Origin of the sequence: Streptosporangium sandarakinum, from assembly GCF_013409935.1 — a bacterium.
In the GTDB taxonomy this organism is placed as follows: Bacteria; Actinomycetota; Actinomycetes; order Streptosporangiales; family Streptosporangiaceae; genus Streptosporangium; species Streptosporangium nondiastaticum.
Map to the genome: position 1 here is coordinate 1,039,238 of NZ_JACCCO010000002.1, position 21,994 is coordinate 1,061,231.

Sequence of the window (21,994 nt, forward strand, 5' to 3'; positions counted from 1 at the left end):
CCCCCGGATCGGCGGGCGGGTCCCGCCCTCACCGCGCCAGCAGGGACTCCGCCCGGTCGATGTAGGCACCGGGCAGCGCGTACAGGACGGCGGCGACCTCCGGGTCGGCGACGGCGGGCAGCGCGGCCAGGGCGTCGGCGGCCAGGCCGCGGCAGTACTCCAGCGTGTCGCCGACCATGCGCCCCTCGCGCAGGCGGGTGAGCAGGAATGCGATCTCTTCCTCCGTCAACCGCCTGCCGAGGTGGGAGCGCAGCTCCCCGCGGTCGTGGCGGAGCGCCAGCAGCAGCGGCAGGGTGTAGACGCCCTGCCGCAGGTCGTTGCCGACCGGCTTGCCCAGCCGGTCGGCGGTGGAGGCCAGGTCGAGCAGGTCGTCCAGGATCTGAAAGATGACGCCGAACCGCTCACCGTACGCCGCCATGGTCCGCCCGGCCGGGTGGGCCACCACGCAGCTCGCCCGGAACAGGGAGGCGGTCTTGCCGGTGATGGACCGCAGGGCCGCCTCGGGGGTGCGGGCGGGGTCGAACAGCTCGGCCGTCTCCTGGAACTGCCCCTCGGCGAGCTCGACGACCACGGCGGCGAGTGTCTCGGCCACGTGCCTGGAGGCCGAGGTCAGCGCGGCGAGCCCGGCCCGGGCGAGCATGAAGTCGCCGACGACCAACGCCCTGGCGTCGCCCAGCTCGGCGTTGAGGGTTCGTACTCCCCGGCGCTGCGCGGCGCCGTCCATGAGGTCGTCGTGGACCAGCGACCCGGCGTGGATCAGCTCGACGCAGGCCGCCGCGGTGACCGTCCGGCCGTCGATCCGCCCGCCCAGGGCGAGCGCGGTCGCCAGCGTCAGCGCGGCGCGCAGCCGCTTGCCGCCCGCGCCGGTGATGTGACCGGCCGCCCGGTTGACGAGCGGCAGCCGGGAGGAGGCGCTCAGCCGCCGGATGCGCCTCTCCACCCGCGCCAGCCCCGCGGAGACGGCGGGAACGGCGAGGATCTCCTCCGGCCGCACGGCGTGGACGGGCATGGCGCCTCCTCGTGGCTCATCTCATCGACCGCCTCCACGGTGCCGGACGATCGCTGAGGCGACGCTGAGCGCCGCTGAGACCTCTCTCAGCCCACGTGCTCCGGGACCTTCCGCATCACCTCGAACAGGCTGGTGAAGCTGGAGTCGGCGTGCCCGGCCGCCGCGCCCCGCCGGAAGATCTCCAGGACCGCGCCCGGCAGCGCGACGTCGACGCCGGCCGCGTGGACGGTGTGCGTGACGTGCTCGACGCTGGCCACCCCCATGGCCAGCCGGTCCACGTCACCGGGGTGCTCCCCGGCGTCGATCCGCGGCGTGTAGAACTCCATGAACCCCGGGACCGACGCCGCGGTCCGCGCGGCGTACGGCAGGAACTCCGCGGCCGTGATGCCGTTGGCGTCGGCCGTCGCGAGCGCGTGCAGCCAGCTGAGCATCGAGGTCCAGAAGATGCCCATCTGGAGCTGGTAGTACAGCGCCGCCAGCCCCGGGTCCTCTCCCCGGTAGTCGGCGCCGGTCAGCACCTCCAGGGTCGGCCGGTGCCGCTCGAACACCTCCCGGGGGCCGCTGTAGAAGGTGGAGGAGGCCGGGTCCCCGATGCCGGACGGCGGCACCTGCACGCCGCCGGTCAGCTGCCGGGCGCCGTGCCCGGCCAGCCACTCCGCTCCCTCCCTGGCCCGGTCGGGGGTGTCGGAGCTCAGGTTGACGATCACCTTGCCGGACAGGCGCGCCGCGGCCGGCCCGAGGATCGCGTACATCGCGTCGTAGTCGGTCAGGCTGAGGACGGCCACCTCGCCGGCGGCCAGCGCGTCACCGGCCGTGGCGGCCCGGACCGCGCCCCTGGCCACCAGCCCGTCCGCCTTCTCCGGGGTCCGGTTCCACACGGTGACCTCGTAGCCCCGGTCGAGGAACGCCTCCGCCATCGCCCGGCCCATCGGCCCGAGTCCGATGACCGTCACTGCCCGCACGCTCATCGCGCATCCCTTCTAGAACGAACGCTCTATCCAGTGGGGACCGTAGCACACCTCTGTAACGAACGTTCTATTCGGTAGACTCGCCGGATGAAGACCAGCGCACGACAGCGCGGGGCGGCCGGCCCGCACGGTGCCCTCGGCACCCGCGACCGGATCGTCCGTACCGCCTCACGGCTGATGCAGCGGCAGGGCTACGACGGCACCGGGATCAAGCAGATCTCCCAGGAGGCCGAGGCCACGCTCGGCTCGGTCTACCACTTCTTCCCGGGCGGGAAGCAGGAGCTGGCCGTCGCCGCGATCCGGCACGGCGAGAAGGAGTTCGCCGACGAGCTGCGGGAGATCCTCGACGGCGAGGACGACCCGGCCGAGGCCGTCGTCGCCTGCACCCGCAGGCTCGCCGAGGGCCTGCGCGCCTCCGACTGGGTGGACGGCTGCCCGGTCACGGCCACCGCGCTGGGTACGGCTGGCCGGGTGCCCGACGTGCAACGGGCCGCCGCCGAGGCCTTCGCCCACTGGCGGCGGCTGGTCTTCGAGCGGCTCCGCCGGGCGGGCCTCGCCGAGGACGACGCCCACGACCTGGCCCACACGGTGATCAGCACGCTGGAGGGCGCCGAGCTGGCCGCCCAGGTGTCGCAGGACGACCGGCCGCTGCGCGCCGCCGGCCGGCACCTGGCCCGGCTGATCGACCTCCACCGGCCCGGCGCCGCGCGCTCCTGACCGGACGGCGACCGCGCCGGGCCGCCGGACGGCATGACGGCCCACCGGGCGGGCCGATCCCGGGCCCGCGCTGAAGCCCCTGGCCGATCCTGGGCCCGCGCCGGGGCCCCGGGCGTCCCGGTCTCCGCCGGGTCAGGGCCAGGAGGAGTCCTGGCCGGGGTCGCCGCCCTCGGACAGGAGCCTGATGTCGGACTCGACCATCATCGCGACGAGTTCCTCGAAGGAGACCGTGGGCTCCCAGCCGAGCTGGACGCGGGCCTTCTTCGGGTCGGCGCAGAGCAGGTCCACCTCGGCGGGGCGGTGCAGGGCCGCGTCGCACACCACGTACCGCTCCCAGTCGAGGCCGGCGGCGGCGAAGGCGGCGACCACCAGGTCGCGCACGGTCTGGGTGCGGCCGGTGCCGATGACGTAGTCCTCGGGCGTGTCCGCCCGGAGCATCAGGTGCATGGCGCGGACGTAGTCGCCGGCGTAGCCCCAGTCGCGGCGGGCCTCCATGTTGCCCAGGCGCAGCTCGTCGGCCAGGCCGAGCTTGATCCTGGCCACACCCAGGCTCACCTTGCGGGTGACGAACTCCGCGCCCCGGCGCGGGGACTCGTGGTTGAACAGGATCCCCGACACCGCGTACATGCCGTAGGACTCGCGGTAGTTCTGGGTGAGGAAGTGGCCGTACGCCTTGGCGACGCCGTACGGCGAGCGGGGGTGGAACGGGGTGGTCTCCGTCTGCGGGGTCTCGCGGACCTGGCCGAACATCTCCGAGGACGACGCCTGGTAGAAGCGGATCTGGCCGGAGCCGGCCGCCGAGCGGGAGGAGGAGACGCCGGAGCAGACCCGGATGGCCTCCAGCATGCGCAGCACGCCCATGCCGGTGACCTCGGCGGTCAGCTCGGCCTGCTCCCACGACATGGGGACGAACGAGATGGCGCCCAGGTTGTAGACCTCGTCGGGCTGGACCTTCTCCACGGCGGAGATCAGCGACCCCTGGTCGAGGAGGTCGCCCCGGACGAGGCGGACGTCCCGCAGCAGGCTGCGGACCCGCGAGACGCGCGGGTTGGCCTGGCCCCGTACCAGGCCCCAGACCTCGTAACCCTCGCCCAGCAGGTGCTCGGCCAGGTATGAACCGTCCTGCCCGGTGATGCCGGTGATCAGTGCGCGCCTGGCCAACGCGTCCTCCTTGCTGGTGGATGAGACTTTCGCCCCTCATATGGCGTGTGACGGCGAATGTACCGTCCTGTCGTTGGCATGGACATCATGCCGCCGCTGCCACAGCTAGAACGCGTTGCATAGAATAATGCTCTGTCACCCTGATGTCGCAGTTGGGACCGGGTACGGCGGGCTGTGGGAACGATTACACCTCGGGTCGGCGATACCTACTGAATGGTAGGGTCCGGAGGGAAAGGTCATCTTTCACGGTACCTGTCCCCTTCTGGACAGGGATGAGGAAGGGGTCGCCGTGCCAGGGGCGGATTCACTGCGCGTCGCGCTGCTGTCCTACCGCAGCAAGCCGACATGCGGTGGCCAGGGCGTCTACCTACGCCATCTCAGCAGGGAGCTGGTCGCCCTCGGGCACCACGTCGAGGTCTTCTCGGGCCAGCCCTACCCCGAGCTCGACGAGGGCGTCATCCTCAACAAGGTCCCCAGCCTGGACCTGTACCGCGACGAGGACCCCTTCCGCACCCCCGAGTTGCACGAGTACCGCGACTGGATCGACCTCCTGGAGGTCGGCACCATGTGGACCGCGGGCTTCCCCGAGCCGCTGACCTTCACCCTGCGGGCCCACCGCGAGCTGAAGAAGCGCGTCGGCGACTTCGACGTGGTGCAGGACAACCAGACGCTCGGCTACGGCCTGCTCGGCATCCAGAAGCTCTTCCCGGTGGTCGGCACCATCCACCACCCGATCAGCGTGGACCGGCGGATCGAGCTGAAAGCCGCGTCGGGGCGCAAGCGGCTGTCGCTGCGGCGGTGGTACGGCTTCGTCCGGATGCAGGCCAAGGTCGCCCCCCGGCTGAAGCCCATCCTGACCGTCAGCGAGTCGTCCCTGGCCGACATCCACCGCGACTTCAACGTGCCCCAGGCCAACATGCGGCTCATCCCGCTCGGCGTGGACACCCGCTACTTCCACCCCCGCCCGGACATGCCGAAGCGGCCCGGCTCGATCGTCGCGGTGGCCAGCGCCGACTCCCCCATGAAGGGCGTCGCGACGCTGCTGCGCGCGGTGGCGAAGCTGGCGACCGAGCGCGACGTGAACCTCACCGTGGTCAGCAAGCCGACCCCGGGCGGGCCGACCGAGAAACTGGTCGCCGAGCTGTCCCTGCGGGACCGGGTGCGGTTCGTGCACGGCATCTCCGACACCGAGCTGGGCGAGCTGATCGCCACCTCGGAGATCTCGGTCGTCCCCTCCCTCTACGAGGGCTTCTCGCTGCCCGCCGTCGAGCACATGGCCTGCGGCACCCCGCTGATCGCCAGCCGTACCGGCGCGCTGCCCGAGGTGGTGGGCGACGCGGCCGTCCAGGTGACGCCCGGCGACCCCGAGGAACTGGCCGCCGCGCTGCGCCGCCTGCACGACTCCCCCGAGGAGCGGGCGGCGGTCGGCAGGAAGGGCTACGACCGGGTCATGGAGCGCTACACCTGGAACGTCGTCGCCCAGCGGACCGTGGACGCCTACCGCGAGGCCATCCGGGCACGCCGCGGCCGGTGACGGCCACCCGGCTTCCTCCCGGACCCCCGGGCCCCGACCATCCCCGCCCCCGGAACCCCCGAACCCACCCGAACCGGAGCCTTCGGGCCCTGATCACCCCTCCACCCCCGACCATCTGAAGAGGAGCGGCGAGTGCTGACTGTCGACTTCGGCCGGCTGCCCGTCGGGCCCGGAACCCGGGTCCTGGACCTGGGCTGCGGCGCCGGACGGCACGCCTTCGAGGTGCTGCGCCGGGGCGCCGACGTGGTGGCCTTCGACATGGACGCCAAGGAGCTCGAAGGCGTCGCCACCATGTTCACCGCCATGGACAAGGCCGGAGAGGTGCCCCCCGGCGCGACGGCCCGGACCGTGACCGGCGACGCGCTCGACATGCCGTTCGAGGACGCGAGCTTCGACCGGGTGATCGCCGCCGAGGTGCTGGAGCACATCCCCGACGACATGGCCGCGATGCGGGAGATCCTCCGCGTGCTCAAGCCGGGCGGCCGGGCGGCCGTCACGGTGCCGAGCTTCCTGCCGGAGCGGATCTGCTGGGCCCTCGACGAGGCGTACCACACGGCCCCCGGCGGGCACGTCCGCATCTACACGCTGGCCGAACTGAGCGCCAAGCTCAAGTCCGTCGGCTTCGAGGTCGGCCCCCACCACCACGCCCACGGCCTGCACGCGCCGTACTGGTGGATCAAGTGCGCGGTCGGCGTGAACAACGACGACCACCCGCTGGCCAAGGCGTACCACGAGATCCTCGTCTGGGACATCATGAAGCGCCCGGCCGTCACCCGGATCGCGGAGGCCGTGCTCAACCCCCTCATCGGCAAGAGCGTGGTGCTCTACGTCCGCAAGCCCGCATGAGCGACCCGACGGGACAGGAGTCGCCGCCGGAGTGGGAGCGGACCCGGCGCGGTGAGCGATCGATGAGATGGGAGCAGGTCGTCCAGACCGCCCGGAGCATCGCGGCCCTGCAGGAGCCCGACGGCGGCGTGCCGTGGCCCGAGGGGCACGTGGACGCCTGGAACCACGTCGAGTGCCTGATGGCGATGAGCGTGGCGGGCCTCACCGAGCCGGTGCGCCGCGGCTACGACTGGCTGGCCCGCACCCAGCGGGCCGACGGTTCCTGGCCGATGAAGCTGGTCGGGGGCCGCGCCGCCGAGCACGGCGGCGAGTCCAACCACGCCGCCTACGCCGCGGTCGGCGTCTGGCACGAGCTGCTGGTCACCGGTGACGAGGACTTCGCCCGCGGGATGTGGCCGGTCGTCCGCGCCGCGCTGGACTTCGTCGTCGGCCTGCAGACCACCCGTGGCGAGATCGTCTGGGAGCGTACGGCGAGCGGCGAGCCCGCCGGGTACGCCCTGCTGACCGGGTGCGCCTCCATCCACCAGGGACTGCGCTGCGGCGTGCTGCTGGGCGAGCGCCTGGGCGACCCGCAGCCCGACTGGGAGCTCGCGGCCGACCGGCTCGGCCACGTCCTCTCCGCCCACCCCGAGGCGTTCGCCGACAAGAGCCGCTTCTCGATGGACTGGTACTACCCGATCCTCGGCGGCGCCGTACGCGACGAGGCCGCCCGGGCGCGGCTGGCCGAGGAGTGGGACACGTTCGTCGAGCCCGGCCTCGGCATCCGCTGCGTCTCCGACCAGCCGTGGGTGACCGGCGCCGAGTCGTGCGAGCTGGTGCTCACCCTGGACGCCGTGGGCGAGCGGGAGCGGGCGCTGCGGCTGTTCGCCGACATGCAGCACCTGCGGCACGAGGACGGCTCCTACTGGACCGGCTGGCAGTTCGTGAACGGCAGGCACTTCCCGCACGAGCGCTCCGCCTACACCGCCGCGGCCGTCGTGCTCGCCGCCGACGCGCTGGACGGTCACACACCCGCCGGGGGCGTCTTCCGGGACGCGGGCGGGTACGCGACGGACCGCCCCACGGCGGGCTGCGGGTGCAGCCACGCGGGCTCCCGGGCCTGACCCGCCCCGGCCCCGCAGGCTCTCGCACCGATCCGCACCCGTCCCGCGGGGCCCCGTACCCGATCCGTTTCCGACCCTCCGGTCTGGCGTTTTCTTTGCCAGGCACCCGAAACGCGGTACTTGAAGGCCCGGATGCGTGTTACTACGTTCGGGCCTGTGAGCGATGCGGAGGGTACCCGGATAGCGACTCAGAGCGACAGGGTCGGCATGTCCCGGGCGGAGACGTTCCCTGACGCGAAGAAGATCCCCGCGGACCCCGCCCCCGGGACGGGACGCGTCCCGGTCCCGCGCACGACCCCCGGCCGGCACCGGGGGCCTCTTTCGAGGAAGGAACGGGAGGCGGCGGCGGAGGCGGACACCGGCGCCATCCCGATCCTCGACCTCTTCGAGGACGCCGACGACGACCCGCCCTCCGACGGCCGCCCGCCCTCCGGCTCCCGTCCGGACCGCGACCCCGGGCCCCAGGCCGGACCCCCGGCCGGCGTCCGTACGGCGCAGGCGTCCGTCGCCGAGCGGGTCCACGCCTTCCTGCCGGAGTCGCTCGGCCCGGACACATGGGATTCCACCGCGCCGCCGACCGGCTCCGCCGCTTCGGCCGACCCCGCCGCGCCGGCACCGGCCAGGCCGCGGAGCCCGGCCGGGCTGCTGCTGTGGCAGGACCCCGCCCAGGCGGACTTCGGGCCGCGCAGGTTCCGGCTGGGTCCGGCCCGCGAGCGCCTGGAGACCGTCGTGCGGGCGGTCCTGACCGGGTTCGACGCGGTGGTCGCGGGCGAGCCGGAGCGGATCGACGACCTTCCCGAGGAACTGCGCGGCTTCGGCCACGAGGGCGCGGGCATGGCCTGCACCACCCTCGACCTGCTCACGCTCAGCGGCGGGCGGCGGCTGCGCGGCCTGCTCCGCGGGCCGGGGGCACGCCACCCGCACCTGGTCCACCTGGGCGCCGGATGGGCCTACGCCCGGCTGCGCCTGCGGCCCATGTGGGGCGTCCGCTCGGCGCACCCGCTGCTGCGCTGGCTGGCGTTCGACGGTTTCGGTTTCCACGAGGGTTTCTTCGCCGCCGACCGGACGATCGGGCGGCAGCGTACGGCGGGGCTGCTGGACCGCACCCGCCGGGCGATCTTCGACCAGGGCGTGGGCCGGATGATCTGGTTCCACGAGTGCGCGGACGCCGACGGCGTCGTCTCGCGCGTCGCCGAGTTCCCGCCGGGCCGCCGTGCCGACCTGTGGAGCGGCGTGGGCATGGCCGCCGCCCACGTCGGCGGCGCGGACGCCTCGGGGCTGGCGCGGCTGGACGCCGCCTCGGCCGGGGACGGCTTCCGCGCCCACCTCGCCCAGGGCGGCGCCCTGGCCTGCGCGATCCGCCTGCTCTCGGGAAGCGTCCCCGACCACACCGCCGCCGCCGCGCCCGTGCTGTGCGGGGTGGAGGTGGACGAGGCGGCGAGCTGGACCGACGCGGCACTCCTCGCCCTCGGCGACGGCGCGCACGGCGGTGACCACTACCAGGCGTGGCGGGCGGGCGTCCGGAAGTCCTGGACGCGGCGGAACCGGGACTCATGACCGCCTCCGGTAACGAGCGCGACGCCATCCGCGTCCACGGCGCCGGAGCCACCGGAACCACCGAAGTCGCCGGAGCCGCCGGACTCACGCCCGCCCGGGCGCGGCGGACGGCGCTGCGCTGCCTCGCCGGCTCGCTCACCCTGGTGACCGTGCTCGGGCACCTCGTCCCCGGCTTCGAGCAGCCCTGTCTCGCGCCGGTCGCGGGCGCGGCCACCGGGGTCGCCGCCGAACTCGTGCTGGAGAGCCTGGACGCGTGGGCGTGCCTGCGCCGGCCCCGCTACCTGAGCCCCCGGAGCGGGCGGACCGGCGGGACGCTCGACTTCTTCCTGCCGTCGTACGTCACCGGCCTGGTCTGCGCGATGTTCCTGTACGGCGGCGGCCGCCTGTCCCCCGTGGTGCTGGCCACGCTGGTCGGTGTCAGCGGCAGGTACGTCTTCCGGTTCCGCGGGACGGGCGGGCCCGTCCTGAACCCCGCGGCCCTCGGCACGGCCACGGTGCTGCTGCTGTCGTGGACCGGTGGGGCGTCGCCGTACCGGTTCACCGCGGGGGTGCCGGAGCCGTTCGACGTGGTGGCGCCGCCGGTCGTGCTGGGCCTGGGGGTGGCGCTGCACGCGGGGCTGACCGGCAGGTTGCCGGTGCTGGCGGGCTGGGCGGGCGGGTTCGCCGCGCAGGCCGTCGTGCGGGGCCTGCTGTCCGGCGTCTCGGTGATGGACGCCCTGCTGCCGGTGACCGGCGCGGCCTTCGCGCTCTACACCGTCTACGTGGTCGCCGACCCCGAAACGACTCCCGCCGGCCGGCGCGCCCAGGTCGTGTTCGGCGCGGCCACCGCCGCGGTCCACGGCCTGCTGGTCGTGCTGGGCGTCGCCCACGGGCTGTTCCTCGCCCTCGTGGCCGTCTGCGCCTGCCGCGGCGCGGCCCTGGCCGTGCGGGCGCGGGGGAGGCGCCGCGCGGCAAGGGCCCTCACCGCCTCCTCCGCGGCCCGCTCGGCGGTCTCCCCCGGGACCGCTCCCGCGGCTCCCACGGCTACGGCGGCTGCGGCGGACCCGCGATGAGCCACGGGGCCACCGGGACGGACGGGGACGGCCGGGGGCGGTTCCTGGCCGGGGCGCGCACCCACGTGCCCGGGGTGGAGCTCGTCGCCGACAGCCGCCTGTCCCTCGCCGACGACCCCTACCTGGACGACTACCGCGTCGACGGCCGCGCGACGCTCCCCGCCGTGGTGGCCCTGGAGGCCATGGCGCAGGCCGCGGGCGCGCTGGCCGGGCGGCCGCCGGACGAGATCACGCGGATGGCGTTCGACCGGCCGGTGGTCGTGCCCGACGACGGCGGCACCCTGATCCGGGTGCGCGCCCTGCGGTGCGGGCCGCTGATCGAGACGGTGCTCTGCTGCGGGGAGACGGCCTTCCACGTCGACCACTTCCGCGCCGCCTTCCCGGCGGAGCCGACCGACGGGACGCTGGAGGTCCCCCGGCTCGGCCCGGACGGCCCCCCGCTTTCGGCCGCCGACCTGTACGGCGCGGCCGGTTCCCCCGACGGCCCGGCGCGCTTCCCCACCGGCCGGTTCCGCCGGATCGTCCGGCTCACCCTCGTCGGGCCGCGGGGCTGCCGGGGCGAGCTGCGGGGCGACGACTCCCTGGGCTGGTTCGGCCCCGGGTACGACAGGCCGGTGCTGGGCAGCCCCGGGCTGAACGACGCGGTGATCCACGCGTTGCAGGCGTGCGTGCCGCACCACCGGCTGCTGCCCTCGGGCGGCGAGCGGCTGCTGGTGCGGCCCTCGCAGGGGGACGTGCGGCTGCACGCCGTCGGGCGCGACCGCCGAGGGGACGAGCACGTCTGGGACGTCACGGCGACCGACGTGCGGGGCCGGTTGGTGGTGGCGTGGACCGGCCTGCGGCTGCGGGAGGCGGACCCGGCGGGGTGGACGCCCCCGGAGACGGCCGCGGAACCGGCGGAGCGGGAGGACGCCGCCGAGGCGGAGGGGGACCGTCAGCCGATGCCGGGGCCGACCCTCTCCAGCACCCGCAGCGAACCGGTGTGCCGGACCTCCTTGAACGCCCCGGAGGCGAGTACCCGTTGGTAGACCCGGTACGGCGCCTGCCCGCCGTCGGCCGGGTCGGGGTAGATGTCGTGGAAGACGAGCGCGCCGCCCGGCGTGACGTGCGGGGCCCATCCCTCGTAGTCCTTGGTCACCGGCTCCTCGGAGTGCCCGCCGTCGATGAAGAGCATCCCCAGCGGGGTGTTCCACAGCGCCGCGACCCGGTCGGAGGCGCCGACGACCGCGATGACCTCCTCCTCCAGGCCGGCCGCGGCGATCGTCTGACGGAAGGCGGGCAGCGAGTCCATCTTGCCGAAGCGGTGGTCCATCAGCGAGGGGTCGTGGTACGGCCAGCCGGGCTGGATCTCCTCCGAGCCGCGGTGGTGGTCGACGGTGACGACGACGGAGCCCGCCTGCCGCGCCCCCGCGCCGAGGTAGATCGCGGACTTGCCGCAGTAGGTGCCGATCTCGCAGATCGGGCCGCGCGCGCCGTACTCGGCGGCGGTCTCGAAGAGGGCGAGGCCCTCGTCGTCGGGCATGAAACCCTTGGCGCGCCGGGCCGCGTTCCGCAGCTCGGCCGGCATGGTCGGGATGCTCATCGGGGCAGCCTACCCAGAAGCGGCATCATCCCGGCGAAAACCCCGGCACACCGCGACGACCCCGGAAACCGAACAACATTCCAAACAACCCTTGCCCGCCCCTGTGCCCCATGTTCTACTTTCCAGCGTGAACCAGCGCGCCCGCATCGCGATGGCGGAGGACGAGGTCACGGCCTTCGTCGCCGCGTCGCGGAAACTCCAGCTCGGCACGATCAACCCGGACGGGACGCCGCACCTGGTGACCATGTTCTACGGGCTGACCGGCGGCAGGATCTCCTTCTGGACGTACGGCAAGGCCCAGAAGGCGCGCAACATCGAGCGGGACGCGCGGGTGACCTGCCTCATCGAGGCCGGCGAGGACTACTTCGACCTGCGCGGCGTCCTGCTGTACGGCACCGCCCGGCGGATCGGCGATCCCGAGGGCGTCCTCGGCGTCGGCATGGACGTGACCCGGCGGATGGCCGGGATGCCCTCCGACGAGGAGGCCCTGCGGGGGTACGTCGCGGAGACCGGCCGCAAGAGGGTCGCCTTCGTCGTCGAGCCCGTCCGGGTGGTTTCCTGGGATCACCGTAAGCTCGCCTCACCGGCATAGGAGGCCCCCTGTGAGAATCACCGTCGACTACCTGGTCTGCGAGGCCAACGCCGTCTGCACCGGCCTCGCCCCCGAGGTCTTCGAGCTCGACGACGACGACCAGTTGCACGTGCTGCTGCCCGAGCCGCCCGCGGAGCTGTCGGACCGGGTCCGGCACGCCGCGCGGTCCTGTCCCAAAGCCGCCATCTCCTTGAAGGAGAGCTAGGAGGATCCCCCATGCGTGGTGCGCTTCTGCACGCCGTCGGCGACGACAAGCTGGACATCCGCGATGACTTCACCCTCACCCCGGTGGGCCCGACGGATGTCCGGATCAAGATCAGGGCGACCGGCGTGTGTCACTCCGACCTCTCGGTGATCAGCGGCGTGCTGCCCATGCCGCTCCCGATCATCCCGGGGCACGAGGGTGCCGGAGAGGTGGTGGAGATCGGCGACCACGTGACCTCGGTCCAGCCGGGTGACCGCGTCATCGTCAACTGGACCCCGGCCTGCGGCCACTGCGCCAACTGCCTGGTCGGCCAGCCGTACCTGTGCATGACCTACATGATGGAGAGCTTCGTCAACGCCCGGTTCCGCTACGGCGGCGACACCCCGGCGTTCGGGATGGCCGGGTGCGGCACCTGGTGCGAGGAGATCGTCGTGCCCTGGCAGGGGGCGGTCAAGGTCGATCCGGAGATCCCCTACGAGATCGCGGCGCTGATCGGCTGCGGCGTCACGACCGGCGTCGGCGCGGCGCTCAACACCGCCAAGGTACGGCCCGGCTCGACGGTCGCGGTGGTCGGCGCCGGCGGCATCGGCCTGTCGATCATCCAGGGGGCGCGGATCTCCGGCGCGGCCACCATCCTGGCGATCGACCCGCTCGAGTCCAAGCACGAGCTGGCGAAGAAGGTCGGCGCCACGCACGCCATCACCCCCGACCAGCTCCAGGACGCCGTCGCCACGCTAACCGGCGGCCACGGGTTCGACTACGGCTTCGAGGCGGTCGGCAAGTCCGCCGCCATCATGACCGCCTGGCAGGCGACCCGGCGCGGCGGCGACATGATCGTGGTGGGCGCGGGCGCCGTCGACGACATGGTCCCGCTGAGCGCCTTCAACCTCCTGTTCGAGGGCAAGAACATCCTCAGCTCGATGTACGGCGAGTCCGACGTCCGGCACGACTTCCCCTTCTTCGCCAAGCTGTACAAGGCCGGCAAGCTCGACCTGGAGAGCATGATCAGCTCCCGGATCAGACTCGCCGACCTCAACGACGCCGTGGCCGCCCTGCGCGGCGGCGAGGTCCTGCGCCAAGTGGTCGTCCTGGACTGACGCCCTGGACCGACCGCCTCACCGGGACACCGGCAGCATGAGGGCCGCGGCCGTGGTGACCACCAGCATCACGGCCGCGACGCACAGGGCGACCCGCAGATCCACGACGAACCCGCCCCGGTCCGCGACCGAGGCTCCGAGGACGGCCACGGCGAGCGCGCCGCCCGTCTGCCGGAAGGAGTTCAGGATCCCGGCGGCCGTTCCGGCCCGGTCCGCGGCGATGTCGTTCAGCAGGACGGCCGTCAGGGAAGGCACGACGAGGCCCATGCCGAGGCCGATCGGGACGAGCATCACCGCGACCACCGCCCCGCCGGTCCCCTCGTCCATCCAGAGCAGTCCGGACATCGCCGGAACCGATCCAGACGCCCCGGATCTCGCCTCACTCGTGGGTGAGCTGATCGTCAAGAGCCCCGACTTCAACCGGCTCTGGGAGCGGTACGAGGTGCGCGCGATCGGCGACGGCACCAAGACGCTCCGGCACCCGGAGGTCGGCACGATGACGCTCTCGCACGAGGGGCTGCCCCTGAACCGCGCGCAGGGCCGGCGCCTCATCGTCCACATGGCGCCGCCCGGCAGCCCGGACCACGACGCGATGACGCTTCTCGACCTCGCCGCCTCCGGCTCGTCCGGCGGTCCCGGCGGGACGGCGCCCGTCTCACCCTCCCGGGGACAGGGCTAGCCGGAGCTACCGAACCGGCACCCGCAGGTCGCCGAAGCTCGCGATCGTCACCTTCATCGTGGCGGCGGTGTCGGGAAGCTCGAACAGGCTCCAGAATTCGCGCTGCCGGCCGGGGGCGAACTTCTCGGTGCTCAGTCGTACGCCGGAGACGTCGGTGCAGGCGCAGTAGAGGTCCACGTTCCCGCCGCGGGCCACCTGGAGGCGGGCGGGCAGGTAGCGGCGACGGGTTTCCACGTCGGTCAGCGTGACGTTGGAGGCGGCCTGGTACTTGAACGACATCCAGTCCTGTGCCCGGTGGAGCTCGTTGAACCAGGCCTCGCCGTCGCCCCGGTTCGTGATCCGGTACGTCAGCAGCCCGAGGCCGCCCGTCAGCCGTCGCAGGCCGGTGATCTCCATGGAGATCGGCTGGCCGTCCGCCGTGCCGGTTCCCGTCAGGCCCGTCGCGCCGGGAGCGGGGGCTGTGGGCGGGGTGGTGGCCGTGGCCGGCTCGGGCCTGGCGAACGTCACCGTGACGCGTCGGTTGCGGCCCCTGCCCTCGGCGGTGTCGTTGCCGTACAGCGGGCGGCGCGAGCCGTACCCCCTGGCCTGGAAGGTCACGCCCTGCCTCGTGACCAGCGTGGACAGCGCCCGGAGCGCGGATCGAGCGCGGCGGGTGGACAGGGGGTCGTTGATGGCGTCGGTGCCGGAGGAGTCCGCGTGCCCCTCCACCCGCACCGTCGTGCCGGGAGAGGCGTCGATGAGTTTCGCGGTGCGGGCCAGGACCGCCTTCGCCCTGGGCGTGAGCGTGGCCTTGTCGACCGCGAACAGCACGTCGGAGGAGAGGTTCACGTGGAGGTCGGTGCCGTCGTCGGCTGTCTCCTCCGATTCGTCGGGCGATTCGGAGGGGGTCACGAGGCGGCGGGTGACGATGGTGACCGGCTCGGCGTCCGGATCGGGGATCGTCGTCCCGGGCGGGATGACCGGTGGGTCGTCGCTGATCGGGACGTCCACCATCGGCGGTCCCAGAGGGGTGACGACCGTGGTGGTGGAGGGGTTGCCCGAGGGCGCGGGCATGACGGCGTACAGGCTGACGGACGCGCCAGGGTCGATGAAGTAGCCGAGGCCGTCACGGTCCTGGTCGCTGCACAGGCACGGGGAGCCGGCGGGCTGGTACGGCAGGATCCAGGTGCGCGCCCGGGCGTCCAGGACCCCGATGCCGGAGGCCCATCGGATCTCTCCGAGCGGGCGGGTGTTGTCGCCCATCTCGCCGGTCCACGGCTGCTTCTTCTCGCTGTCGGTGTTCGTCAGCCTGACCTGGGCGATCAGATGTTCGCCCCTGACCCGGTTCAACCCGACCACCTCGACTTCGAGGTTCGGGGTCATCGTGCCGGTCGTCCGGGCCAGCGCCGGGCGGGTGTCCTGTGCGGCGCCGCTCGCGGTGGACGAGGGCGGCGGGGTGGCGGGGGGAGACGTCACCGCCGGTGGCGCGGAGGTGGGTGGCGCGGCCTCCGGGGACAGGGCACAGGCCGAGGCGGTGAGCAGAGCGACCAACGGGATGACGATCCGGGAACCCATTTGGGAGATACTGCCGCATTCCTCGGAAGATGCCCTAAGGGAAGATCGAGCGAGACCGACGCGCGGTACCGGCCGGGCGGCACGCCGAAGGTTCGGGCGAACGCGCGGGAGACGGGCGGCGCGGGCCGTACCGGGCGGCCGCCGCCGTACGGTGCGGCGGCGGCCGGTGCGGCGGTCGCCGTGCTGTGCGGCGGCCGGCACGGGCTGAATCCCCGACCCTCAGGCCGGGGAGCGCGTCAATCCGTGGCGAAGGCGGCGTCGAAGGCCGCGGCCGGCGGGGTGATCGCGTTGAGGGCCCGGATGAAGGCCAGCGCGTCGGGCGCGCCGGCCAGCCGGTCCATGCCCGCGTCCTCCCACTCGATGGAGATCGGCCCGTCGTAGCCGATCGCGTTCAGCGCGCGGAAGCAGTCCTCCCAGGGCACGTCGCCGCGGCCGGTGGAGACGAAGTCCCAGCCGCGCCGCAGGTCGGCCCAGGCCAGGTGCGAGGCCAGCCGGCCGCGCCGGCCGTCCCCGGTGCGGACCTTGGCGTCCTTGCAGTCGACGTGGTAGATCCGGTCGGCGAAGTCCAGGATGAACCCGACCGGGTCGATCTCCTGCCAGACCATGTGGGAGGGGTCCCAGTTCAGCCCGAAGGCCGGGCGGCGGCCGATCGCCTCCAGCGTCCGCACGGTCGTGTGGTAGTCGTAGGCGATCTCGCTGGGGTGCACCTCGTGGGCGAAGCGCACCCCTGCCTCGTCGAAGACGTCCAGGATCGGGTTCCACCGGGCGGCGAAGTCGGCGTAGCCGTCCTCGATCATCGACGGCGGCACCGGCGGGAACATCGCCACGGTGTGCCAGATGGACGAGCCGGTGAACCCGACCACCGTGTCCACGCCCAGCTTCGCGGCGGCGCGGGCGGTGTCCTTCATCTCCTCGGCGGCGCGCCGCCGCACACCCTCGGGTTCGCCGTCGCCCCAGATCCGCGCGGGCAGGATGCCCCGGTGCCGCTCGTCGATGGGACTGTCGCAGACCGCCTGGCCGACCAGGTGGTTGGAGATCGTCCACACCTTCAGGTCGTACTTGGCCAGCGTCTCCTTCTTCCGCTCGACGTAGGAGTCGTCGGCCAGGGCCTTGTCCACCTCGAAGTGGTCACCCCAGCAGGCGATCTCCAGACCGTCGTAGCCCCACTGGGCGGCCAGCCGGCACACCTCCTCGAAGGGCAGGTCGGCCCACTGCCCGGTGAACAGCGTGACGGGTCGGGTCATGATTCCTCCTCGGGGGTCTGGTAGACGGCGTCCGGTACGGCGGCGCCCGCGCGCGGGGCGTCCTCCACCGCGGTGAACCGGCTGCCGTCCGCCGCGCTCGCCTCGACCGCGGCCAGCACCCGCTGCACCCGCAGGCCATCGGCGAACGACGGCGACGGCGCCCGGCCGGCGGCGACCGCCTCGACGAAGTCCTTCACCTCGTGGGTGAAGGTGTGCTCGTAGCCGAGGCCGTGGCCGGGCGGCCACCACGCCCCCGCGTAGGGGTGGTCGGCCTCGGTCACGATGACCCGGCGGAAGCCCGCCTCGGCCGCGGGCAGCGTGTGGTCGTGGAACCACAGCTCGTTCATGGCCTCGAAGTCGAAGGCCAGGCTGCCGGCCGAGCCGTTGATCTCCAGGCGCAGCGCGTTCTTGCGGCCGGCGGCGAACCGGGTCGCCTCGAACGACCCCAGCGCCCCGCCCTCGAAGCGGCCGATGAACAGCGCGGCGTCGTCCACGGTGACCTCGCCGGTCTCCCGCGCGGCGCCGCCCGCGGACAGCCCGGCGGAGCCCTCGGCCAGCGGGCGGTGCTTGACGAACGTCTCGGTCAGCGCCGACACGCCGGTCAGGCGGCGGCCGGTGACGAACTGGGCCGTGTCGATGATGTGCGCGCCGATGTCACCCAGCGCGCCGGACCCGGCCCTGTCCCGCTGGAGCCGCCACACCAGCGGGAAGTACGGGTCGACGATCCAGTCCTGGAGGTACTGGGCCCGCACGTGGCGCAGCTCCCCCAGGCGGCCCTCGGCCACCCACCGGCGGGCCAGCGCGACGGCCGGGACCCTGCGGTAGTTGAAGGCGACCATGGCGTGCACGCCGCGGGCCGCGGCGCGCTTCGCCGCCTCGGCCATCGCCTCGGCCTCCGCCACCGTGTTGGCCAGCGGTTTCTCGCAGATGACGTGCTTGCCGGCCTCCAGGGCGGCGATCGCGATCTCGGCGTGCGAGTCGCCCGGGGTGCAGATGTCCACCACCTGCACGTCGTCGCGGGCGACGAGGTCCCGCCAGTCGGTCTCGGCCGCCGCCCAGCCCAGGTCGTGGGCGGCGGCGGCCACGGACTCCTTCGACCTGCCGGCCAGCGCCGCCATCACGGGCCTGGCCGGCAGGTCGAAGAACGCGCCCGCGCTGCGCCACGCCTGGGAGTGGGCCCTTCCCATGAACGCGTACCCGACCATGCCGATCCCCAGCGTCGGCCTGTTGTCGGCGGCCATCAGGACTCGAACCCCAGCGGCAGGTACTTGTCGACGTTGTCCTTGGTGACGGTCTCCGACGCCAGCGTGATCGACTGCGGCACCCCGTTCTCCACCAGGTCGCTCATCCCCTTGCCCTGCGCGATCAGGCGGGCCAGCTTGATCGCCGAGGACGCCATCGTGGGGCTGTAGGTCACCGTCGCCTGCAGCACGCCGGAGCCGGACTGGATCTCGCGCATCGCGTTGGCCGATCCGGCGCCGCCCACCATGAAGAACTCGTTCCGCCCGGCCTCCTTGATCGCGGCCAGCACCCCCACCCCCTGGTCGTCGTCGTGGTTCCAGATCGCGTCGACCTTCTTGTGGGCCTGCAGCAGGTTGCTCGCGACCTTCGTGCCGGACTCCACCGTGAACTGCGCGTCCTGCTTGGCCGTCACGGAGAAGCCGTACGTCTTCAGCGCGTCCTCGAAGCCCTTGCTGCGGTCCTGGGTCAGCGGCAGCGTCGCGATGCCCTGGATCTCCAGGATCACCGGGTTCGACACGCCCTTGTCCTTGAGCGTCTTGCCGATGTAGTGGCCGGCCGCGACGCCCATGCCGTAGTTGTCGCCGCCGATCCAGGTCCGGTACGACAGCTTGTCGGGGAACACCCGGTCCAGGTTGATCACCGGGATGCCGGCGTCGGCGGCCTGCCGGGCGACCTGGTTGAGCTGCTGGCCGTCGTTGGGCAGGATCACCAGCGCGTTCACCTTCGCCGCGATCAGCGACTCCACCGCCGAGATCTGCGCGTTGATGTCGTTGGTCGGCTCGACCGGCTTGAACTCCACGTCGGAGTACTGCTTGGCGGCGCTCTCGGCGTTCTTGGCGATCGCGGCGATCCAGCCGTGGTCGGCGGCCGGCGCGGAGAAGCCGATCACGACCTTCTCTCCGGGCTTGTCGTTGTCACCGGCGGGCGCGGGCGCTGCCGGCGGCGAGGTGGCCGCCGTGCCGGCCGGGGTGTTGCCGGTGCAGGCCGTGACCAGCGCCCCGGCGCCGATCGCCGCGCCGCCGAAGAGGATCCCCCGGCGGCCGACTGGTGTGGACATGATTGTTCTCCTTGCTCCCGTGGGGGGTGGGGGGTGTCGCGGACGGGGGACGGCACGGCGGGCCGTACGGCGCCGCGGACCGGATGGCGCCGCGGGCCGTACGGCCGGCGGCGCCGGTCAGGTCGGTGAGCGCAGGCTGCGCCGCTGCAGCAGCACGGCCACCACGATGATCAGTCCCTTGGCGATGAGCTGGTCGCTGGTGTTGAGGCCGTTGAGGATGAACAGGTTGGTGATCACCGTGAAGATCAGCAGGCCGAGGATCGAGCCGACGATCGAGCCCCGGCCGCCGGTCAGCAGCGTGCCGCCGATGATCACCGCGGCGATCGCGTCCAGCTCGTACAGGTCGCCGTGGGTGGAGGAGCCGGTGGTGGTCCGCGCCATGATCAGCACGGCGGCGATGCCGCAGCACAGCCCGGACAGCGCGTACAGCCACATGGTGTGGCGGCGCACGTCGATGCCGGCCAGCCGGGCGGCCTCGGGATTGCCGCCGACCGCGTAGGTGCGGCGGCCGAACGTGGTGCGGTTCAGCAGGACCCAGCCCGCCGCCACCACGACCGCGAAGATGTAGACCAGCACCGGGACGCCGAGCACCCGCGTGGTCGACAGGTCCACGATGGCCTGGTTGCCCTGCTGGACGAGCTGGGTCCTGCGGTCCGACATCCGCTGGGCCAGGCCGCGGGCGGCCACCAGCATGGCGAGCGTCGCGATGAACGGCACCAGCCGCCCGTAGGCGATCAGCAGGCCGTTGACCAGTCCGGCGCCGGCGCCGACCAGCACCGCGCACACGATCATGATCAGTGGGCCGTAGGACTGGGTGGCCAGCGTGGTCGCCCACACCGACGCCAGCGCCATGACGGCCCCCACCGACAGGTCGATCCCGCCGCCGATGATGACGAACGTCGCGCCGACCGTGATCACGCCGATCGTCGCCGCCAGCGACAGGATGCCGACCAGGTTGGAGGCGCTGGCGAAGGTGTCGGGGACGGTGACCAGGCCCACCACGGCGAGCAGCGCCAGGGCGGCGACCAGTCCCAGGTGCGGCACCTCCCCCAGCCGGGACAGCCGGGTCGCCGGTGGGGGCGCGGGCCGGGGGGCGGCGGCGCCGGGGGCGTCCGGTCCGGCCGGTGACCCGGCGACGTCCACGGGACTCGCGGGGCTCGCGGGGGCCCGGCCCTGCGGCTCGGTCAAAGCGCACCGCCTTCCATGATCATGTCAAGCACTCGATGTTCGTCCAGGTCGCGGGCGTCACCCTGGTGGATGACCGTTCCCTCGCGGATGACCAGCACCCGGTCGGCCAGGCCCAGCACCTCGGGCACCTCGCTGGAGACCAGCAGCACCCCGATGCCGGAGTCGGCCAGCTCCCGGATGACGGCGTACAGCTCGGCCCGCGCGCCCACGTCCACGCCCCGGGTGGGCTCGTCCAGCAGGAGCAGCCTGCGTTCGTTGAGCAGCCAGCGGGCCAGCACGACCTTCTGCTGGTTGCCGCCGGACAGCGTCTTGACCGGCCGGTCCGGGTCGCCCGGCCGGACGTCCAGCCGTTCGACGAGGGAGCGGGCGTCGGCGGCCTCGCGGCGCCGGTCGAGCCAGCCGAGCCGGGAGTAGCGGCCCAGGCCGGCCAGCGAGATGTTGCGGGTCACGCTCTGGTCCAGCAGCAGCGCCTGGGACTTGCGCTCCTCGGGGGCGAGGCCCATGCCGAGCCGTACGGTGCGCCCGGTGCCGCCCCGGCCCACCGGCCGCCCCTCCAGCAGGACGTTCCCGGTGAAGCGGCGCGCGCCGTAGACGGCCTCGATGATCTCCGAGCGGCCGGAGCCGACCAGCCCCGCCAGGCCGACGATCTCCCCGGCCCGCACCGAGAAGGAGACGCCGGAGAGGACGCCGGGGACGGCGAGGTCCTCGACGCGCAGCACCTCCGGACGACCCTCGTGGCTCCCGGGGGCCGGCCGGGGCGGGAAGACGTGCTCCACGGACCGGCCGGTCATCAGCGAGACGATCTCACCGGTCGGGGTGGTCTTGGCGGGCAGGCCGACGGCCACCGTGCGGCCGTCCTTGAGCACCGTCACCCGGTCGCCGATCTCGCGGATCTCCTCCAGCCGGTGGGAGATGTAGATCACCGCGACCCCCTGGGCGGTCAGCTCCCGGATGATCCGGAACAGGTTCGCCACCTCGTCGTGGGCCAGCGCCGCCGACGGCTCGTCCATGACGATCAGGCGGGTGTCGCGGGACAGCGCCCGCGCCATGCTCACCACCTGCTTGGCCGCCGGGGACAGCCGGCCGACCTCGGTGCCGGGGCGGATCTCGCCGTGTCCCAGCCGGGTCAGCAGCCCGCGCGTGGCGCGGCCCACCTCGGACCGCCCGACGAACCCCAGGCGGGACGGCTCATGGCCGAGGAAGACGTTCTGCGCCACGGTCAGCCCGTCGACCAGGTCGAGCTCCTGGTAGATCGTGGAGATGCCCAGCCGGATCGCGTCGATCGGGCTCGCCGGGCGCACCTCCTCGCCGCCGAGGGTGACGACGCCCTCGTCGGGCCGGTGCGCGCCGGCCAGGACCTTGATCAGGGTGGACTTCCCGGCGCCGTTCTGGCCGAGCAGGCAGTGCACCTCGCCGGGCAGGACCTCCAGGTCGACGCCGTCGAGCGCGCGCACGCCGGGGAACCGCTTGACGATGCCCTTCATCTGCAGCAGGGGGGTGACGGCGGACATGGAACCTCGCTGGGGGTCGGGGGTCTGACCGCATCCGGAGCCGGTGCAGCAGAAGGTAACTCCCTTCTTCCCGACTTGTGAAGACCTTTCGCCGAA

The 21,994-nt window shown here is 73.1% G+C and carries 22 protein-coding genes; 11 read left to right on the plus strand and 11 right to left on the minus strand.

Features of this window, described 5'->3' with window-relative positions:
- Positions 1-28: 28 nt before the first annotated feature.
- Together HDA43_RS23145 and HDA43_RS23150 are read right to left on the minus strand one after the other, a co-directional pair.
- Positions 29-1,009, minus strand: coding sequence for a polyprenyl synthetase family protein (locus HDA43_RS23145; protein ID WP_179825101.1), 981 nt, complete (start codon positions 1,007-1,009; stop codon positions 29-31).
- 86 nt (positions 1,010-1,095) lie between these two features.
- Positions 1,096-1,977, minus strand: a complete 882-nt coding sequence (locus tag HDA43_RS23150; RefSeq protein WP_179825103.1) for an NAD(P)-dependent oxidoreductase — start codon at positions 1,975-1,977, stop codon at positions 1,096-1,098.
- An 87-nt stretch (positions 1,978-2,064) separates the two neighbouring features.
- Between HDA43_RS23150 and HDA43_RS23155 the strand changes: the two genes are divergently transcribed.
- Positions 2,065-2,694, plus strand: coding sequence for a TetR/AcrR family transcriptional regulator (locus HDA43_RS23155; protein ID WP_179825105.1), 630 nt, complete (start codon positions 2,065-2,067; stop codon positions 2,692-2,694).
- A 132-nt stretch (positions 2,695-2,826) separates the two neighbouring features.
- Here HDA43_RS23155 and HDA43_RS23160 read toward each other — a convergent pair whose 3' ends face one another.
- Complete coding sequence (locus HDA43_RS23160) at positions 2,827-3,855, minus strand: GDP-mannose 4,6-dehydratase (protein WP_179825107.1); 1,029 nt, start codon at positions 3,853-3,855, stop codon at positions 2,827-2,829.
- A gap of 289 nt (positions 3,856-4,144) precedes the next feature.
- Here HDA43_RS23160 and HDA43_RS23165 point away from each other — a divergent pair, with 289 nt between their 5' ends.
- The 6 genes from HDA43_RS23165 (at position 4,145) to HDA43_RS23190 (ending at position 10,975) form a co-directional block, all read left to right on the plus strand.
- Positions 4,145-5,389, plus strand: a complete 1,245-nt coding sequence (locus HDA43_RS23165) for a glycosyltransferase family 4 protein (protein ID WP_179825108.1) — start codon at positions 4,145-4,147, stop codon at positions 5,387-5,389.
- A gap of 132 nt (positions 5,390-5,521) precedes the next feature.
- On the plus strand, positions 5,522-6,235 hold the full coding sequence (locus HDA43_RS23170; RefSeq protein ID WP_179825110.1) for a class I SAM-dependent methyltransferase: 714 nt from the start codon (positions 5,522-5,524) through the stop codon (positions 6,233-6,235).
- Between the two features lie 62 nt (positions 6,236-6,297).
- Positions 6,298-7,338: a prenyltransferase gene (locus tag HDA43_RS23175; RefSeq protein ID WP_179826368.1), complete on the plus strand. Its 1,041-nt coding sequence runs from the start codon at positions 6,298-6,300 to the stop codon at positions 7,336-7,338.
- A 156-nt stretch (positions 7,339-7,494) separates the two neighbouring features.
- The gene (locus HDA43_RS23180) at positions 7,495-8,895 is read left to right on the plus strand and encodes a DUF1702 family protein (RefSeq protein WP_179825113.1); all 1,401 of its coding nucleotides are present in this window, start codon (positions 7,495-7,497) and stop codon (positions 8,893-8,895) included.
- Positions 8,892-9,947: an enediyne biosynthesis protein UnbU gene (locus HDA43_RS23185; RefSeq protein WP_179825115.1), complete on the plus strand. Its 1,056-nt coding sequence runs from the start codon at positions 8,892-8,894 to the stop codon at positions 9,945-9,947. The genes HDA43_RS23180 and HDA43_RS23185 overlap by 4 nt, the downstream gene beginning before the upstream one ends.
- On the plus strand, positions 9,944-10,975 hold the full coding sequence (locus HDA43_RS23190) for a polyketide synthase dehydratase domain-containing protein (RefSeq protein WP_179825117.1): 1,032 nt from the start codon (positions 9,944-9,946) through the stop codon (positions 10,973-10,975). The genes HDA43_RS23185 and HDA43_RS23190 overlap by 4 nt, the downstream gene beginning before the upstream one ends.
- Here the strand turns inward: HDA43_RS23190 and HDA43_RS23195 are convergent.
- Positions 10,882-11,529 (minus strand): class I SAM-dependent methyltransferase, encoded by a 648-nt coding sequence (locus HDA43_RS23195; RefSeq protein WP_246424490.1) that lies wholly within the window; start codon positions 11,527-11,529, stop codon positions 10,882-10,884. The genes HDA43_RS23190 and HDA43_RS23195 overlap by 94 nt on opposite strands.
- A 127-nt stretch (positions 11,530-11,656) precedes the next feature.
- Here HDA43_RS23195 and HDA43_RS23200 point away from each other — a divergent pair, with 127 nt between their 5' ends.
- The 3 genes from HDA43_RS23200 to HDA43_RS23210 are packed head-to-tail and all read left to right on the plus strand — an operon-like array spanning position 11,657 to position 13,423.
- The gene (locus tag HDA43_RS23200) at positions 11,657-12,121 is read left to right on the plus strand and encodes a pyridoxamine 5'-phosphate oxidase family protein (RefSeq protein WP_179825119.1); all 465 of its coding nucleotides are present in this window, start codon (positions 11,657-11,659) and stop codon (positions 12,119-12,121) included.
- A gap of 10 nt (positions 12,122-12,131) precedes the next feature.
- Entirely contained in the window at positions 12,132-12,326 is a 195-nt protein-coding gene (locus HDA43_RS23205) for a ferredoxin (RefSeq protein WP_179825122.1), read from the plus strand.
- 11 nt (positions 12,327-12,337) lie between these two features.
- Complete coding sequence (locus tag HDA43_RS23210; RefSeq protein WP_179825125.1) at positions 12,338-13,423, plus strand: Zn-dependent alcohol dehydrogenase; 1,086 nt, start codon at positions 12,338-12,340, stop codon at positions 13,421-13,423.
- A gap of 18 nt (positions 13,424-13,441) precedes the next feature.
- On the opposite strand, the gene HDA43_RS35280 is transcribed toward HDA43_RS23210, so the two are convergent.
- A complete protein-coding gene (locus HDA43_RS35280) occupies positions 13,442-13,768 on the minus strand; it encodes a hypothetical protein (protein ID WP_246424491.1) in 327 nt (108 codons plus the stop codon).
- On the opposite strand from HDA43_RS35280, the gene HDA43_RS35285 reads away from it, so the two are divergent.
- Positions 13,689-14,102, plus strand: coding sequence for an MmyB family transcriptional regulator (locus HDA43_RS35285; RefSeq protein ID WP_281395461.1), 414 nt, complete (start codon positions 13,689-13,691; stop codon positions 14,100-14,102). The two genes, HDA43_RS35280 and HDA43_RS35285, sit on opposite strands and share 80 nt — an antisense overlap.
- 6 nt (positions 14,103-14,108) lie before the next feature.
- Here HDA43_RS35285 and HDA43_RS23225 read toward each other — a convergent pair whose 3' ends face one another.
- The 6 genes from HDA43_RS23225 to HDA43_RS23250 all read right to left on the minus strand — a co-directional run bounded on the left by HDA43_RS23225 (position 14,109) and on the right by HDA43_RS23250 (position 21,898).
- A complete protein-coding gene (locus HDA43_RS23225) occupies positions 14,109-15,656 on the minus strand; it encodes an OmpA family protein (RefSeq protein ID WP_179825127.1) in 1,548 nt (515 codons plus the stop codon).
- Between the two features lie 236 nt (positions 15,657-15,892).
- Complete coding sequence (locus tag HDA43_RS23230) at positions 15,893-16,900, minus strand: sugar phosphate isomerase/epimerase family protein (RefSeq protein WP_179825129.1); 1,008 nt, start codon at positions 16,898-16,900, stop codon at positions 15,893-15,895.
- Positions 16,897-18,141: a Gfo/Idh/MocA family protein gene (locus HDA43_RS23235; RefSeq protein ID WP_179825131.1), complete on the minus strand. Its 1,245-nt coding sequence runs from the start codon at positions 18,139-18,141 to the stop codon at positions 16,897-16,899. The genes HDA43_RS23230 and HDA43_RS23235 overlap by 4 nt, the downstream gene beginning before the upstream one ends.
- Positions 18,141-19,199, minus strand: coding sequence for an ABC transporter substrate-binding protein (locus HDA43_RS23240; RefSeq protein ID WP_179825133.1), 1,059 nt, complete (start codon positions 19,197-19,199; stop codon positions 18,141-18,143). The genes HDA43_RS23235 and HDA43_RS23240 overlap by 1 nt, the downstream gene beginning before the upstream one ends.
- 117 nt (positions 19,200-19,316) lie before the next feature.
- The gene (locus HDA43_RS23245) at positions 19,317-20,387 is read right to left on the minus strand and encodes an ABC transporter permease (RefSeq protein ID WP_179825135.1); all 1,071 of its coding nucleotides are present in this window, start codon (positions 20,385-20,387) and stop codon (positions 19,317-19,319) included.
- A complete protein-coding gene (locus HDA43_RS23250) occupies positions 20,384-21,898 on the minus strand; it encodes a sugar ABC transporter ATP-binding protein (RefSeq protein WP_179825137.1) in 1,515 nt (504 codons plus the stop codon). The genes HDA43_RS23245 and HDA43_RS23250 overlap by 4 nt, the downstream gene beginning before the upstream one ends.
- Positions 21,899-21,994 lie beyond the last annotated feature (96 nt).

Excerpts from the sequence above, each read along its gene's own strand:
- HDA43_RS23145 (WP_179825101.1), bottom strand. The coding sequence starts at position 1,009 with ATGCCCGTCCACGCCGTGCGGCCGGAGGAGATCCTCGCCGTTCCCGCC.
- HDA43_RS23150 (WP_179825103.1), bottom strand. The coding sequence starts at position 1,977 with ATGAGCGTGCGGGCAGTGACGGTCATCGGACTCGGGCCGATGGGCCGG.
- HDA43_RS23155 (WP_179825105.1), top strand. The coding sequence starts at position 2,065 with ATGAAGACCAGCGCACGACAGCGCGGGGCGGCCGGCCCGCACGGTGCC.
- HDA43_RS23175 (WP_179826368.1), top strand. The coding sequence starts at position 6,298 with ATGAGATGGGAGCAGGTCGTCCAGACCGCCCGGAGCATCGCGGCCCTG.
- HDA43_RS23185 (WP_179825115.1), top strand. The coding sequence starts at position 8,892 with ATGACCGCCTCCGGTAACGAGCGCGACGCCATCCGCGTCCACGGCGCC.
- HDA43_RS23190 (WP_179825117.1), top strand. The coding sequence starts at position 9,944 with ATGAGCCACGGGGCCACCGGGACGGACGGGGACGGCCGGGGGCGGTTC.
- HDA43_RS23195 (WP_246424490.1), bottom strand. The coding sequence starts at position 11,529 with ATGAGCATCCCGACCATGCCGGCCGAGCTGCGGAACGCGGCCCGGCGC.
- HDA43_RS23210 (WP_179825125.1), top strand. The coding sequence starts at position 12,338 with ATGCGTGGTGCGCTTCTGCACGCCGTCGGCGACGACAAGCTGGACATC.
- HDA43_RS35285 (WP_281395461.1), top strand. The coding sequence starts at position 13,689 with ATGCCGAGGCCGATCGGGACGAGCATCACCGCGACCACCGCCCCGCCG.
- HDA43_RS35280 (WP_246424491.1), bottom strand. The coding sequence starts at position 13,768 with ATGTCCGGACTGCTCTGGATGGACGAGGGGACCGGCGGGGCGGTGGTC.
- HDA43_RS23225 (WP_179825127.1), bottom strand. The coding sequence starts at position 15,656 with ATGGGTTCCCGGATCGTCATCCCGTTGGTCGCTCTGCTCACCGCCTCG.
- HDA43_RS23230 (WP_179825129.1), bottom strand. The coding sequence starts at position 16,900 with ATGACCCGACCCGTCACGCTGTTCACCGGGCAGTGGGCCGACCTGCCC.
- HDA43_RS23235 (WP_179825131.1), bottom strand. The coding sequence starts at position 18,141 with ATGGCCGCCGACAACAGGCCGACGCTGGGGATCGGCATGGTCGGGTAC.
- HDA43_RS23240 (WP_179825133.1), bottom strand. The coding sequence starts at position 19,199 with ATGTCCACACCAGTCGGCCGCCGGGGGATCCTCTTCGGCGGCGCGGCG.
- HDA43_RS23250 (WP_179825137.1), bottom strand. The coding sequence starts at position 21,898 with ATGTCCGCCGTCACCCCCCTGCTGCAGATGAAGGGCATCGTCAAGCGG.